Origin of the sequence: Micromonospora sp. NRRL B-16802 (assembly GCF_001279555.1) — a bacterium.
Taxonomy (GTDB): Bacteria; Actinomycetota; Actinomycetes; order Mycobacteriales; family Micromonosporaceae; genus Micromonospora; species Micromonospora profundi.
The window spans coordinates 115,133-129,823 of sequence record NZ_LGEB01000024.1; the positions used below are offsets into that span (position 1 = coordinate 115,133).

The following is a 14,691-nucleotide window of genomic DNA, read 5'->3' on the forward strand; positions in this document are numbered from 1 at the left end:
CTGGGGTGCCGGGCCGTCGGCGAATAGCGTCTGCGGCATGACCCCGGAACACCCTCGTCACCTGGCCGAGGCGCTGCGCCGCCGCGACTGGTTGATCTCCGCCTGGCCGTGGCGGGCTCTGGCCTACCTCGTCAGCACCGTGCCGATCGCCGGCGTGCTCGCCATCGGGCTTCTCGTCATCGGCGCGCCACTGCTGGCCGCTCTCAACGCGTTCCGGCAGCACGGCCGACCGCCGGACCTCCCCCTCATGCTGTTCCTGGCCGTCGGCAGTCTCACAGTGCTGGCGCTCGCGCCGATCGTGAGCTTCCCGGTCGCCGTCGTCGAACGCTGGCGGCTCGGCCTCGTGGACGGCCGTCCTCTGCCGGTGCCGCGGTGGACCGGCCTGGCCGCCCGCTACCGCAGCGCGGCCGGCTGGCGCGAGGTGGCGTACCTGTTCTGCCTCGGCGGGATCGCGCCGATCGCGTACTGGGTGTTCCTGCTGCTGGTGCTCCTCGACATCGGGTTGATCGCGAGCCCGTGGCTGGCGTTCAACAGCACGTCGGAACCCGGCGACGCCGCACAGGTCATCGTCGTCTGGGGCACTGTCGACACCGCGGGCGAGGCCGTCCCGTACGCGATAGTGGGCGTGCTGCTCGTTCCGGTGCTCTGGTACGCGGCCGGGCTGCTCGCCGCCGGCCAGGCAGCGGTGGTGCGGTGGACGCTGGCCCGGCCGGTCGACGCGGCGGCGCTGCGCGAGGTCGCCCGGTCCCGGACCCGGCTGGTCAGCGCGTACGAGGCGGAACGGCGCCGGATCGAGCGTGACCTGCACGACGGCGCGCAACCCCGGCTGACGAGCCTCACGCTCCAGTTGGGCCTGGCCCGGCTGGACGTGGGAGAGGACTCCCCCGCCGCCCGGCCCCTCGCGGTCGCGCACGACCAGGCGCGGGGCCTGATGGTGATGCTCCGGCAGTTGGTGCACGGCATCCGGCCGCAGAGCCTCACCGACCTGGGCCTTGCCGGCGCCGTCCGGGAGCTTGCCGATGCAGCCCCCGTCGCGGTCACCGTCTCCGCCGACCTGGACGGCGAGTTGCCGGAGATCGTCGAGACAACCGCCTTCTTCGTGGTGTCCGAGGCGCTTGGCAACGTGGTCCGGCACGCCGGGGCGACCCGCGCGGAGGTACGCCTCAGCCGTACCGGCGGCGATCTCGTCGTCGAGGTGTCCGACGACGGGCGCGGCGGCGCCGACCCGTCCCGGGGCACCGGACTGACAGGTCTCGCCGATCGGGTCGCCGCCGCCGATGGGCGGCTGCTGCTGGCCAGCCCGCCCGATGGGCCTACCCTGGTCCGGGTGGAGCTGCCATGGCCGCGGTGACCCGGGTGGTGCTCGCCGAGGACGAGGTGCTGTTGCGGGAGGGCCTGGTCGCGCTGCTCACCCGCTTCGACTTCACTGTGTGCGCCGCCGTCGGCTCCGCGCCCGAGTTGCTTGACGCGGCCCGTACGCACCAGCCGGATCTGGTGCTCACCGACATCCGGATGCCACCGGACCGGCGCGACGACGGGCTGCGCGTGGCCGTCGCGCTGCGCGCCGAGCGACCCCGGCTCCCGGTGGTGGTCCTGAGCCAGTACGTGCAGACCGGGTACGCGGCGGCGCTGCTGGACAGCGGCGACGGCCAGCGGGTGGGCTACCTGCTCAAGGACCGGGTGGCTGAGGTCACCGAGTTCGTCGACACTCTGCGGCGGGTCACCGCTGGCGGCACCGCCATCGACCCGGACGTGGTGCGGCAACTGCTGCACCGCCCGCGCGACCCGCTGCGCGCCCTCTCCGCCCGGGAACGCGAGGTGCTGGCGCTGCTGGCCGAGGGCCGGTCCAACGCCTCGATCGCCGCCCGGCTGCACGTCACCGAGGCGGCGGTCGGCAAGCATGTCGGCAACATCCTGCTGAAGCTCGACCTGCCGCCCAGCGACGACACCAACCGCCGGGTGCTCGCCGTTCTCACCTATCTGCGCGCCGACCCGGCCGGCTGACCAGCACCGGGTCTAGATCAGGCCGGCTGCGTCGGGGCGTAGATTCGACAGCCGGTGCCGCCGCCACCCGGGCGCGGGCCGGGGAGGAGCACGGCATGTCGGAGGCGTTGCGGGTCGGTCTGCTGGGGTACGGGCTGGCGGGTCGGGTGTTCCACGCGCCGCTGATCGCCGCGACGCCGGGGCTGCGACTCGACGCCATCGTGACCCGCGACCCGCAGCGGCGCGAGCACGCACGGCAGCACTTCCCGGACGCCCGGCTGGTCGACGACGCCGACGCGCTGTGGCGTACACCCGAGGCTCTGGACCTGGTCGTGGTGGCGACGCCGAACCGGCAGCACGTGCCGATGGCCCGGGCTGCGCTGGCCGCCGGTCTGCCGACCGTCGTGGACAAGCCGCTCGCACCGACCTCCGCCGAGAGCCGCGCGCTTGTCGACGACGCCGCCGAGCGTGGCGTGCCGCTGACGGTGTTCCAGAACCGGCGCTGGGACGGCGACTTCCTGACCGCCCGGCAGCTGGTGGAGCGGGGCGAGTTGGGGCGGGTACTGCGCTTCGAGTCCCGGTTCGAGCGGTTCCGGCCGACGATCAAGCCAGGCTGGCGGGAGCTCGCCGGCCCCGAGGAGGCTGGCGGCGCCCTCTTCGACCTGGGCGCGCACCTCGTCGACCAGGCGGTGCAGCTGTTCGGCCGGGTCGAGCGCGTCTACGCGGAGGTGGACCGTCGGCGTGCGGGCGCGGCTGTCGACGACGACGCCTTCGTGGCGTTGACCCACGCCAACGGGGTGCGCTCGCACCTGTGGATGGGTGCGATGACCGCTCAGCTCGGGCCCCGGCTGCGGCTGCTGGGCGACCGGGCCGGCTACACCACGTACGGCCTCGACGTGCAGGAGGCGGCGTTGCACGAGGGCGGCCGACCGGACCAGCCGGGCTGGGGCGAGGTCCCGCCGGAGCGGTACGGCCTGCTCGGCGTCGACGGAGATCTACGCCCGGTGCCGACCGAGCCGGGGGCGTACCAGAGCTTCTACGCGCAGGTGACAACGGCGTTGCGCGAGGGTACGCCGATGCCTGTGGACCCGCGGGATTCGGTGGCCACCGTCGAACTGATCGAGCTGGCTCACCGGTCAGCGGCCGAAGGCGTGGTGCTACCGGTCCCGATCGCCTGACCGATTGCCGAGCCTGGCCGGCGGGGGTGCCGGCGGTTTGACGTGTACACCGGGCCGGCCGGTGAGCGCGCCGGGCGGGGAGCCCAGGAGCGTTGCCGGCCCGGCCCGGTGCCGGATCAGCGCTGCTTCAGCTCGCGCCAGGATGGATGGGTGCCGCGCCAGGCGTCGGCGAGGATGGCCGCCGAGGCCCGGCTGGGGCACTGCTGCACCCGCTCACGACCCGACGCCCCACCGATCTGGGCGCGGACCTCCCAACCCTGCCCATCAGTACGGATGTACACGTCCCGGCGCCCGCGCGGGGTCGTGTCTCCGTTCCACCAATGCTCCTCGACCTTCATTCGCCGACCGTATAGCAATTTTTGCGCGGAGGGTACGGCGCAGGTGCGCCCGGACCAGGGCAATAGCCGCAATTCAGGCGCAAATCGAGACCAGTGTTAACGGTTAGCAACCTTCGACGGCCGTCAACCCTGCGCGGTGAGCAGGTAGTCGTCCGCCTCCGGGCTCCACCTCAGATCGACTACGCCACCGGTCGCGGCGGCCTTGCAGAACTGGAGGAAGCTGCGGTACCCCAGCTTCTTCTCGCTGAAGTCCGGCCGGGCCCGACGCAGTTGGTTCTTCAGACCGGACAGCGCCACCGGATTGCCGGCGCTGCCGAGGTCGCCCACCACGGACCGGAGCAGACCGAAGGCCACCTCCCGGTCGCCGTGCTCGGGCAGCGAGACCTCGGGGTCACCCTTGGCGGGCCCCTCGGCCAGGTCGACCACGTTGTGCCCGGCAAGGTGGCGCAGCAGTTCCCCGAAGGTACGGAAGCCGTAGTCGGACTCGCTGAAGGTCGGGTCCTTGCGCAGCAGGGTCCGCTTGAGCCGGGATGCGGTCACCTCGCCGCTGGCGCTGCCCTGCAACCCGGCCACCGTCTGGGCCACCAGCACGGCCAGGGCGTCGACGTCCCGACCGGGCTCCTCCCCCGCCGGCCGACCCTCGGGCTCCTGCTCCCGCTCCTCCTGCTCCGGCTCGGGCGGTCGCTGACCCGGGCCCGGCTGTCGGGCCGGACGGCCCCGCCTGCTGGCGGTCGGCGGGATGTCCACGCCCTCCAGCCGGTCGTAGTAGAGGAACTCGTCGCACGCCGGAGGCAGCAGCGCCGAGGTCGACCCCTCGACCCCGACACCGATGACCTTCTTGTTCAGCTCGCGGAGCTTGTGCACCAACGGGGTGAAGTCGCTGTCACCGCTACAGATGACGAACGTCGAGATGTAGTCGCGCTCGAAGGCCAACTCGATCGCGTCCACTGCCATCTTGATGTCTGCCGCGTTCTTGCGGGAGGCGCCCATGCGCTGCGGGATCTCGATCAGCTCCACGTGGGACCGGGTGAGCATCCGGCGGTCCTCGTCGAAGAACGACCAGTCGGCGTACGCCCGGCGCACCACCACCCGTCCCCGCTCGGCAAGCGCGTCGGCGATCGGCCGGAAGTCGAAGGCCGCGCCGCCACGATGGTCGCGGGCGCCCAGCGCGAGGTTCTCGTAGTCCAGGAAAAGGGCGATCCGGTCTTCTTGCTCCACGCGGCACAGCGTACGCCGCGCAGAGGCGGCCGGAGCGCAACCACCACCCAACGCGACAGTCCATTTCTTACCAGCATCTTGTCGCTTTTTTTCGTTTACGGATAGGCATCTTGCAGCACAGTGGTCGGTGCTGGCACGATGACGATCAATGTCGGGCGTAGGGGGAGCGCCGGGCGGACCTCCCCACCACCATCCACGAAGGAGTGGCACCGATGTTCCGGAACTCGATGCGGGCGCGGGGTCGCCCAGGCCGCCCGACCATCACCACCGTCAGCCTCGCGACCGCCATCACAGTGCTGGCGGCCGGCGGGTCCACTGCCGCCGTCGCCGGTCCGCCGGCACCCGCCGCGACGCCTGTGGTCACCCGAGCCGGCCTCGACCCGGCGCTTGTCGCCGGGCGGGGCGCCGACGTTGACTTCGTCGAACAGGAGGCGGAGAACGCCCGCACCAACGGCACTGTCATCGGCCCCGACCGGTCCGCCTACACGCTGCCCGCGGAGGCGTCCGGCCGCCGGGCGGTCCGGCTCACTCCCGGCCAGTACGTCGAGTTCGTCCTGCCCAGGGCGGCCAACGGCATCACAGTGCGGTACAGCATCCCGGACGCGCCGACCGGAGGCGGGATCACAGCACCCCTGCGCGTCTCGGCGAACGGTAAACACGTGCGCGACATGACGCTGACGTCGCAGTACTCCTGGCTGTACAACCAGTACCCCTTCTCCAACGACCCCCGGGCCGGGCTGCTGCACCCGGACTGGTGGATCACCGAGTGCCAGTGCGTGCCGTCGGCCACCACCCCGTACCCGAGCATCAGCACGCCGTTCCGGCCCACCCACTTCTACGACGAGCAGCGACTCCTGCTCGGGCGCACCTACCGGGCCGGAGACACGATCCGGCTCACCGCGCCGAGCGGCAGCGCCGCCGCCTGGACCGTCATCGACCTGCTCGACTCCGAACTGGTCGCGCCGCCCCGCGTCCGGCTGCTCGCCGCCAACGTGCTGGCCTTCGGCGCCGACCCCACCGGCCGGCGGGACTCCGCCGACGCCCTCGACCGGGCCATCGCGTTCGCCAGGCGTACCCACCTGACCGTGTACCTCCCGCCGGGCACCTACCAGGTCAACAGGCACATCGTCGTCGACGACGTCACAATCGAGGGCGCGGGCAACTGGCACACCATCATCAAGGGCCGCGAGGTGGCCCTGTCGCCGCCCGCACCGGACGGCTCTGTGCACACAGGCGTCGGGTTCTACGGCCGCGAGGCCGCCGACGGTGGCAGCCGCAACGTCCACCTCTCCGGCTTCGCCATCGAGGGCGACGTACGGGAACGCATCGACACCGACCAGGTGAACGCCATCGGTGGCGCGATGAGCGACTCCACAATCGACGGGCTCTACCTGCACCACACGAAGGTGGGCGTGTGGTTCGACGGGCCGATGCGCAACGTGCGCGTCACCAACAACATCATCGTCGACCAGATCGCCGACGCGCTCAACTTCCACACCGGCGTGACCGACTCGGTCGTCGCGCACAACTTCGTCCGCAACACCGGCGACGACGGCCTGGCGATGTGGTCGGACAAGACAGCCAACGCGCGGAACACGTTCGACCACAACACGGTGCAGTCCCCCACGCTCGCCAACGGCATCGCCATCTACGGCGGCACCGACGCCACTGTGTCGCACAACCTCGTCGCCGACCCGGTCCGCGAGGGCAGCGCCCTCCACGTCGGCGCCCGCTTCGGCGCGGAGCCGTTCACCGGGCACCTGCGGATCACCAACAACACCACCGTCCGCGCCGGAGCGTACGAGCTGAACTGGAACATCGGGCTGGGCGCCATCTGGATCTTCGCCCTGGACCGGAGCATCGACGCGCGCATCGAGGTGACCGGTGACGCCTACCTCGACAACACGTACAACGCGATCATGCTGGTGAGCGACTGGCCGGTGAAGGACCTCTACTCGATCAACGACGTGCGGTTCCGCGACATCCGGGTCGACGGCACCGGCACGTCAGTTGTCAGTGCCCGCTCGGCGGGGTCGGCGTCGTTCGCCAACGTGGACGCCCGCAACGTCGGCGCGGTCGGCGTCAACAACTGCGGGTCGTTCCACTTCACTCCCGCCGGCTCGGAGTTCACAGTCACCGACCTGGGCGGCAACGACGGCGGCTGGCTCGCCCCGTGGCTGCTGCCCAACACCATCACCTGCGACGACCGGCCACCGGTCTCGCCACCACCGCCTCCGTCGCGTTGGTGAACGCGGTGGGCGGCCCGGGAAGTCGGGCCGCCCACCGCACGGCTCCTGCCGCGTCAGAGCGTCCGGGCGTACGCCAGCGGCACTGTCGTCGGCTGCCCAGCCCAGCTGCCGCTCAGGGTGGCGCCGGCCGCGCCCGCGGCCCCGTCCTCCGCGGGTCGCCGGACGACGACAAGCTCGACGGAGTCGGTCACGATGATCGTGCTGTCCCCGTCGACCACCCGACGGATGTCGCCCACCGGGCGCACGCTGTTGTCCCCGGCGCCGCTGGCGACCACCGTCATCGTCGGCTCGTGCACCTCGCGCCGACCGTCGACCTCGAAATACTGCTCGGCCTGGCCGGTGCCGGCAAGGATTGCGTGGGCCAGCGCCGCCGCGTAGACCGGGTCGCCGCAGCCGTCGTACACCCAGCGCCGGCCGAGCGCCGAGTGCTCGGTGGTGCCCACCAGCCAAGCGTCCGCGCCGTCGACGGGCGCGGCGCGGTACGTCAGCGGCACCTGGTGCACGGGCCCGCCCGGGACGCCGACAAGCATCGTCTCGATGCCGACCTCGCCGGCCGGGTCGTCGAAGCGGTAGGCGCCCGAGCTCACCACGTCGAGCCCGGCCGGCCCCTGGTACCACTGTCGGTCCGGCAGCCAGGTCGTCAGCAGGGCCAGCTTCGAGGGGCGCAGCGTCGCCCGGTGCAGCAGTGCCATGTGGAGAGCCTAGGTCAGAGGCCCGCGCACGGGTTGCCGTCCACCGTGCAGCCCACCGGTTCCCTGGCCTTGGGTCGGCCGTCGCGGACGTCGAAGCGGATCGTCCGCGACCCGCCCGCCGGCACGGCCGGCCCGCTGAAGGTGATCGCCCGATCGTCCTGCCGCCATTCCGCGCCCTCGACCTCGTCGACGCTGCTGCCCTCGGCGAGGGTCACCACCACGGACCACTGGTCGGCCGGTGCCCGGCCCGGATTGTTGACCACCACCTTGCCCGTGTAGCCGAACAACCGGCTGGAGTCGGTGTCGTAGCGGGCCGTCAGCGGCGGTGGGGGCGGCGCGGCCGTGGGCGTACGCGAGGGTTTCGCCGTCGGGGTGCGGCTCGGGCTGGTGGTGGGCGACGCGGCGGTCCGGGACGGGCGCGCCGACGATGTCGCCTTCGGTGGTGCGGTGGACGTGGCGGTCGCGGCGGTCGGCTCCGACGTCGCGGTGGGCGATGACGAGACCGGCGCGGCGGCCTGCTTCGACCCGCCCGGCAGCGTCATCCAGGCCACCAGCCCCGCCACGAGAACGACACCGACCAGGGCGGTGACCACCGTCCGACGGCGGCGGCGTGCCCGCGCTGCGCCGACCCCGCCGATCAACGGCAGTTCGGCGGTCATCCCGGCCTCGCCGCGACGCAGGTCGACCTGCTGGAACGCGAGCCAGTCCAGGATCGCCGGCAGGCGCACTGTCAACGCCTGACGGAGCTGCTGCTCACGCGGTCCGTGCTGCTCCGCCGACCAGGAGCCGTGGGTGGGGACCTCGCGAACGCTCAGCCGGCAGCCCTGGGTGGTGGGGGTGACCACGCAGGTCAGCTCGGTGAGCCGACCGGCCTCGTCGCAGCGCAGCTCCAGCAGCTCCGGCACCTGACGCTCGATCACCTCGACCTCGACGTTGGCATCGAAGCCGGGCAGTCCGGCAGTGTGCAGCAGCAGCCGGTCCGGCACTCCCTCGACCATGTCGGCCTCGGCGAACCAGCGGCCGATCAGCTCCCGATCGGTCAATGCGAGCCAGACCCGGTCGGGCGGGTGGGACAGGTCGACGTGCGCGTCGATCTCGATCACGGCGAGACTCTAACGGGTTGCCCACCGACGCGTCGGGCCCCTCCCGCCTGCCCGGGACGCGCCGGTCAACCCCAGCGCGTCGACAGTTGCGCCGCCGTCGCCAGCGCAGCCCGTGCACTGGCGCTGATCTCGGCGACGAGCTGCGCCGCCGGCACGTCCCGGGCCAGCGGGTGGGCCTGACCGGCCCACAGGTTGACCACCGAGGCGTCCTCGTCGCGCCGGGCCGCGGCGAGCAGCGGGCGGGTCAGGTGCAGCACCTGCGGGTAGCCGGCCGGTGCCGCCGCGTCGTGCGCACGCAGGAAGGCGTTCACCACACCCCGGGCACGCTTGCCGGTGTACGCCCGCGTCAACGCGGTGGGTGCGGCGCTTGCCACCGCCGCGCGGTGCAGCGGCGAGCTACCCGCCTCCGGGCAGCGCAGGAACACAGTGCCGAGCTGGGCCGCGGCGGCACCGGCGGCCAGCGCCGCCGCCAGAGCGGGGCCGTCGGCGATGCCACCAGCGGCCACAAGTGGCCTGTCACAAACTGCGGCGGCCAGCCGGAGCAGCGGCAACAGCGAGTAGTCGTCGTCATCCGGCACGCCGCCGCGATGCCCGCCGGCCTCGGTGCCCTGCACCACGACGGCGTCCACACCCAGCTCGGCGGCGGCCGTGGCGGCGTCGGGGCGGGTGACAGTTGCCCACACCTCGGTACCCCGCTCGCGCAGGGCCGCCACGGCTGCCCGATCGGGCAGCCCGAAGGCGAAGGACACCACCGGGACCGGGTCCGCGAGCAGGGCCGCCAACTTCTCCGGGTACGCGTCATCGCCGCCCACCGGCTCGCCCAGGCTCACACCGAACTGGTCGGCCTGCGGGGCGAGCCGCCGCGCGTACTCCCGGATGGCGGACTCGTCGACGGCGTCGTCACCGGGCAGGAAGACGTTGACCCCGAACGGCCGCCGCGTACGCGCGCGGACCTCGGCGATGTCGGCGACCAGCCGCCCGGTGTCGATCATTCCGGCGGCAAGGAAACCCAACCCGCCGGCGGCGGAGACGGCCGACACGAGGGCCGGCGTGGACGGGCCACCGGCCATCGGAGCCGCGACGATCGGCTGGCGCAGGGCGGAGAGCACTGACATCCACCCATCCTGCCGCACCGATTCGCTGGTCGGGGCGTGCCCGCCGCGCGTACGACAGGTTCAGCGGTCGACGGGCCGGGCGGGTACGCCGGTGGCTGGTCGTCAGCGCCGGAGGGTGTGCCGCCGCCACAGCACCGCGCCCACCGCGAGGAGCGCCAGCAGCGTCCCCCCGCCGGCCATCAGCGGCCAGAACTGCCTCACGTCGAGGCCGCTCGCCTGCGCCGCCGGACTGCCGGCAGTGGGTGGCGGGGCTGCGGCGGCCGACTCCGCGGGTGGCGACGTCGGGGTCGGCGTGCTGCTGGCGGGATACCTCAGGATCGTCGGACGGGTGCCCGGCTGGCTTGCGGACTCGGAGACGGTGAGCAGGGACCGTCCGTCGCGGCTGTAGGTGATCGACTCGCCCTGCGGCTCGTCGGGCAGCGCGACGATCCGAGGGGTGCCGCTGGTCAGCGCGGCGACCACGTCGCCGTTCGACACGTCGTACTCGAAGGCGTCGGCGTAGCTGCGCAGCGCCACCCGCCGGCCGTCCGGGGCGCTCGCCCCGCCGGTGATCACGTTGCGCCCGACGAACGAGTACGGGTTGCTTGTGGTGGTGGACGGCAGGGAAACCTGACCGACCAACGCCAGAGCTGTGGTGCCGTCCGGCTTCAGCGCGGTGGTCGGCGCGTACAGGTAGCCGGTGCCGCTGCCGCCCTTGGTGATGATCAGCGGCCGGCCCTCGCCGTCGAGCAGCATCGCCTCCGCGTCGTGCGGGCGGTCCGGGTACGTCATCCGGTACAACACCGGTTGGTCGGCGCCCGGAGCGAGCCGCCACAGCCCGATCGTCTCCCGGGTACGGTCGTTGTCACCGATGTCGGCGACCCAGATGGTGCCGTCCCGACCGATCGCCAGGTCCTCGGTGTCCCGGGGCCGGGACGGGTAGCTGACCGTCCGCTGCACCGCGCATCGATCGTCGAGGAAGAAGATCCGTCGGCGGGCCTCGTTGTCGGCACCGTCGTTGACCACCACGTACCCGTCGTCGGTGGCGACCATCCCGGAGATCTCGGTGAGCCGGTCGTCGCGGATCTGGCACACCGACGCGCCGGTCGCCGCGCCCGCCGCACCCGGCGTCAGCAGCACCGTCGGTGGGACCAGGCCGGTGAGCAGAGCCGCCAGCGCCGCCCCGACGCGGGCACGCCGCCCCCAGCTCAACCGCCCGCGTACCCGCATCGCCAGCCCTCCTCGTCGCGGCCGCGACCCGACCACCTGCCCATCCTGGCCGATCACGACCACCGGCGACGGCCATCGGGGCGCACGCCACACCCCATGTCGACGTACTGACGCTCCGCCCGGGCGCGGATCCGGGGTGCCACGCACCGCCCCTGGTGGGCCGTCCCCGACGATGGCGGGCGGCCGTTTCGTCGTACCCGTAGTCCATGATCGTGTCGTCGCAGCGCCGCCGGGTCCCGGCGGGCGTGCGCATCATCCTGAGTTTGTCGATGGCGGGAGGGCCTGACGTGACGGACGCCGACGGAGCCGGCTGGCGGCGGCGCAGCGTGCTGGCGGTGGTGCCGCCTGCGCGGCCCCGCAAGCTGGCAAAGGTGCCCTTCGTCGAGCTGGCCGACGGGCGGTTGCAGGGCGTCGTGTCCAGCGGGTCGGACATCGAGCGGGTCTACGTCTCGTCGATCTCCGCCGGCACCCACGCCTACCAGTGCAGCACCAACAACAACCGGCCCTGCGGCGGCCTGCGCGGCGCGCCGTGCAAGCACCTGCAGGCGCTCACCGACGAGGCGCTCCTCCAGTACGGCGGCGCCCGGGTCGCACGCTACCTGCGGGTCGACATCGGCGACGGGGTGGCCGGCGGCGCGGACCTGCTGGCCCGGCTCGACGGCCAGCCCGAGCCGGCCTCGGCGGCGATGGTGTTCAGTCGCTTCCTGCGCCACCTGTCGTACCTGGAGCTGGCGGGCAGCATTATCGCGCTTCCCGAGCTGCAGTGGTTCCCGGGCACCGGGGCGACCCGCTGATGCGCGGCACGCACCTCGCGCAGCTACGCGAGGTTCCGGTCGGGTTGGCCGACACGCTCGACGTGGTCGCCGGCTTCGACGACGCCCTCACCAACGGCTTCGGCCGGGGCGGCGAGCGGGACGGGGCGGCACTGGCCGCCTTCGCCCACGCCTTTGTCGGCACGCCGCTGGCCGACCCGGTCGCCGCGGCTGTCGCCGCGATCACCGCCGGGTCGGTCACGCCGGAGCACCTCGGCGCGCTCGCCGGAGCACGCTCGGCGCTGCTCGGCGCGGCGCACGACGCCCTGCTGACGCAGTTCGACACGGCGGCGGCCCGGGCACGGTCGCCATGGACGGCTCCGGCCGTCCGACCCGCCGAGGCGCTGCCCGCCCTCGCGGGTGCGCGGGCGTGGTGGCACGAGGTGGCCGTCGCCGGCTGGCGCGGTGTCGACCACGAACTGTTGTCCTCCGCCGCCTCGACGGTCGAGGCCGCCCTTGCCGTGCCGGCGCTCCGTCGGCTCGCGGTGCTGCTCGACGGCCTGACCGCCGAGCTACGGGCCTGCGCACCGATCGCCACGATGGCGGAAGTGCCGGCCCGGCGCTGGGCCGATCTCTGGGCCCGGGGCGTGCTGCTCACCGAGGGCACCCAGGTCACCGACGAGGCACCACGGGTCTCCGGACGACTGCTGCCGCTCGGCGTGGACCTGCACGTCCACGACACGGCCGTGCAGGTGCAACTGCACGCCGTTCTGGAGCCGACGGGCGGCGGGCAGCCGCGGCTGGTCCGCACGGCGGTCGCCGCCGCGAAGGTGGCAACCATCGTCGGTCCGGCAGTCTGGCGGTTGCTGTCGGCGCACCCGATGCTGCTCACGGCGCTGGCCGAGCAGCGGGCACTGACTGTCACCGACCTGCCGCTGCACGGCGGCGACCTGGGCTGGGTCGATGATCGGGTCCAACTCGACGAGCCCGCGGACCCGTTCGCCACCGCCCGGGTGCTGCTCCCAGCGGCTGTCGCGGCGACGACCGCCCCACTGGACAGACACCCGACAGCCATCGGCGAGCCCGTACTCATCGAGGGCACCCCGCTCCGCGACGAGGACGGGACGCTCGCCATCGAGGTGGACGGCGAACGGGTCGTCCTGGCCGTCGACCGGTTACCGGCCGCCGGTCCCCTCACGGCCGAGCTGGTGGCCGCCTCGTCCGCCTGCCTGGGCCTGCTGCGCTGGGACGACGGGCGGTGGCAGCTCCAACCGTTCGCGGTACGCGCCACTGTGAAGCGGCGGACGGTGCAGGCGCACAACGGCGACTGGGCGTGCGGCGTCACCGACCCGAAGGTCGCCAAGGATGAGGCCAGGGCGGGCGATGCCGTGGCCGTGTTGCGCGAGCGCGCGGGACGGTTGCTGCGCCGATGACCGAGCCGATCCCCACCGGCGGGTCCGCCGACGCCAACCGCCGCCAGGTCCTCTACTGGAGGCTGCTGTCACGTCTCTTCGACCGCGACGAGCAACCGAGCCTGGAGTCGGCGAGCGTCGCTCTTGTCGACGATCTCGGGCTGCCCGCCGCCCTGCTGGACCCGGCGGTCTCGGTGGACACCATCGTGCAACGCTTCCCGGCGCTCGGGGCGGAGCTGCGCGGACTGCTCACCTCCGACGATGAGCAGGCCGCCGACAGCTCTGCTGACGACGGCCCGGCTGCCGACAGTTCCGCTGACAGCGGCTCCGGTGCCGGCGGCCCTGCTGACGGCGCGGCCTACCGGCCGGGCGAGGCCGAAGTGCGCCGGGCCGCGCTCGTGTCGAAGGTGCTGCTCAACGTGTTCGCCACCGGCTCCGGTCCGGTCAGCGCCACCCAGCTGGCCCGCTGGCAGTCCGACGCCGGCTGGTTCGAGCAGGCCCTCGGGGCCGAGCCCGGCGACCTGCGGCGGGAGGGCAGTGGGCTGGGTGCCACCCTCGCGGGGCTGGAGGGTGACCTGGTCCGGCGGATGCACCTGCGGGAGGTGCTCGCCGACCCGGCGCTGGCCAAGGCATTGACCCCGAGCATGTCACTGATCGAGCAGTTGCTGCGGGACAAGGCCAACCTCTCCGGGGTGGCACTGGCCAACGCCAAGGCGTTGATCCGGCGTTTCGTCGACGAGGTGGCCGAGGTGCTGCGTACGCAGGTGCAGCAGACCAGCGTGGGCGCACTGGACCGGTCGGTGCCGCCCAAGCGGGTGTTCCGCAACCTTGACCTCGACCGGACCATCTGGCAGAACCTGACCAACTGGAGCCCGGAGGACGAGCGGCTCTACGTCGACCGGCTCTACTACCGGCAGACCGCCCGGCGTACCACGCCGGCCCGGCTCATCGTCGTTGTCGACCAGTCCGGCTCCATGGTCGACTCGATGGTCAACTGCACGATCCTCGCGTCGATCTTCGCCGGGTTGCCGAAGGTCGACGTGCACCTGGTGGCCTACGACACCCGTGCACTCGACCTCACGCCATGGGTGCACGACCCGTTCGAGGTGTTGCTGCGTACCCAGTTGGGCGGCGGCACCGACGGCACGGCAGCGTTGGCGCTGGCCCGGCCGAAGATCGCCGAGCCGAAGAACACAGTGCTGGTGTGGATCTCCGACTTCTACGAGGTCAACAACCAGGCGGTCTTCGACGGTCTACAGGCCGTCCACCGCTCCGGTGCCCGGGTCATCCCGGTCGGCTCGGTAAGCAGTTCCGGGCAGCAGAGCGTCAACCCCTGGTTCCGGCAGCGCCTCAAGGACCAGGGCACCCCGGTCATCTCCGGGCACATCCGCAAACTCGTCGTCGAGCTGAAGAACTTCCTCACCTAGGAGACCAACCCCCTC

At 72.6% G+C, this 14,691-nt stretch carries 13 protein-coding genes; 7 read left to right on the forward strand and 6 right to left on the reverse strand.

Translation table 11 applies throughout. The features are described 5' to 3' along the window. Positions 1–37 precede the first annotated feature (37 nt). From ADK66_RS05315 to ADK66_RS05325, 3 genes are all read left to right on the forward strand, one after another. Complete coding sequence (locus ADK66_RS05315; protein ID WP_053652760.1) at positions 38–1,351, forward strand: sensor histidine kinase; 1,314 nt, start codon at positions 38–40, stop codon at positions 1,349–1,351. Continuing rightward, complete coding sequence (locus ADK66_RS05320) at positions 1,339–2,004, forward strand: response regulator transcription factor (protein WP_053652761.1); 666 nt, start codon at positions 1,339–1,341, stop codon at positions 2,002–2,004. Before ADK66_RS05315 ends, ADK66_RS05320 begins: the two co-directional genes overlap by 13 nt. 95 nt (positions 2,005–2,099) lie before the next feature. Further along, on the forward strand, positions 2,100–3,161 hold the full coding sequence (locus tag ADK66_RS05325; protein WP_053652762.1) for a Gfo/Idh/MocA family oxidoreductase: 1,062 nt from the start codon (positions 2,100–2,102) through the stop codon (positions 3,159–3,161). 116 nt (positions 3,162–3,277) lie between these two features. Here ADK66_RS05325 and ADK66_RS05330 read toward each other — a convergent pair whose 3' ends face one another. Then, positions 3,278–3,499, reverse strand: a complete 222-nt coding sequence (locus tag ADK66_RS05330) for a hypothetical protein (RefSeq protein WP_030335934.1) — start codon at positions 3,497–3,499, stop codon at positions 3,278–3,280. 123 nt (positions 3,500–3,622) lie between these two features. Next, positions 3,623–4,717 carry a PIN domain-containing protein gene (locus ADK66_RS05335; RefSeq protein ID WP_053652763.1) on the reverse strand — a complete coding sequence of 365 codons (1,095 nt, stop codon included), beginning with the start codon at positions 4,715–4,717 and terminating at the stop codon, positions 3,623–3,625. A 212-nt stretch (positions 4,718–4,929) separates the two neighbouring features. On the opposite strand from ADK66_RS05335, the gene ADK66_RS05340 reads away from it, so the two are divergent. Further along, positions 4,930–6,966 (forward strand): glycosyl hydrolase family 28-related protein, encoded by a 2,037-nt coding sequence (locus tag ADK66_RS05340; RefSeq protein ID WP_082377237.1) that lies wholly within the window; start codon positions 4,930–4,932, stop codon positions 6,964–6,966. Between the two features lie 53 nt (positions 6,967–7,019). Here the strand turns inward: ADK66_RS05340 and ADK66_RS05345 are convergent, their stop codons facing one another. The 4 genes from ADK66_RS05345 to ADK66_RS05360 form a co-directional block, all read right to left on the reverse strand. Further along, entirely contained in the window at positions 7,020–7,658 is a 639-nt protein-coding gene (locus ADK66_RS05345) for a hypothetical protein (RefSeq protein ID WP_053652764.1), read from the reverse strand. 14 nt (positions 7,659–7,672) lie between these two features. Then, the gene (locus ADK66_RS05350) at positions 7,673–8,761 is read right to left on the reverse strand and encodes an SRPBCC domain-containing protein (protein WP_053652765.1); all 1,089 of its coding nucleotides are present in this window, start codon (positions 8,759–8,761) and stop codon (positions 7,673–7,675) included. A gap of 65 nt (positions 8,762–8,826) precedes the next feature. After that, on the reverse strand, positions 8,827–9,876 hold the full coding sequence (locus ADK66_RS05355; RefSeq protein ID WP_053652766.1) for a nitronate monooxygenase: 1,050 nt from the start codon (positions 9,874–9,876) through the stop codon (positions 8,827–8,829). Between the two features lie 102 nt (positions 9,877–9,978). After that, positions 9,979–11,085: a hypothetical protein gene (locus tag ADK66_RS05360; RefSeq protein ID WP_231639908.1), complete on the reverse strand. Its 1,107-nt coding sequence runs from the start codon at positions 11,083–11,085 to the stop codon at positions 9,979–9,981. Positions 11,086–11,411: 326 nt separating this feature from the next. On the opposite strand from ADK66_RS05360, the gene ADK66_RS05365 reads away from it, so the two are divergent. From ADK66_RS05365 to ADK66_RS05375, 3 genes are read left to right on the forward strand one after another with little or no spacing between them, the layout of a single operon-like run. Next, positions 11,412–11,879: a hypothetical protein gene (locus ADK66_RS05365; protein WP_197281429.1), complete on the forward strand. Its 468-nt coding sequence runs from the start codon at positions 11,412–11,414 to the stop codon at positions 11,877–11,879. Next, entirely contained in the window at positions 11,879–13,270 is a 1,392-nt protein-coding gene (locus ADK66_RS05370; RefSeq protein WP_053652822.1) for a hypothetical protein, read from the forward strand. Before ADK66_RS05365 ends, ADK66_RS05370 begins: the two co-directional genes overlap by 1 nt. Further along, entirely contained in the window at positions 13,267–14,676 is a 1,410-nt protein-coding gene (locus ADK66_RS05375) for a VWA domain-containing protein (protein ID WP_053652767.1), read from the forward strand. Before ADK66_RS05370 ends, ADK66_RS05375 begins: the two co-directional genes overlap by 4 nt. Positions 14,677–14,691 lie beyond the last annotated feature (15 nt).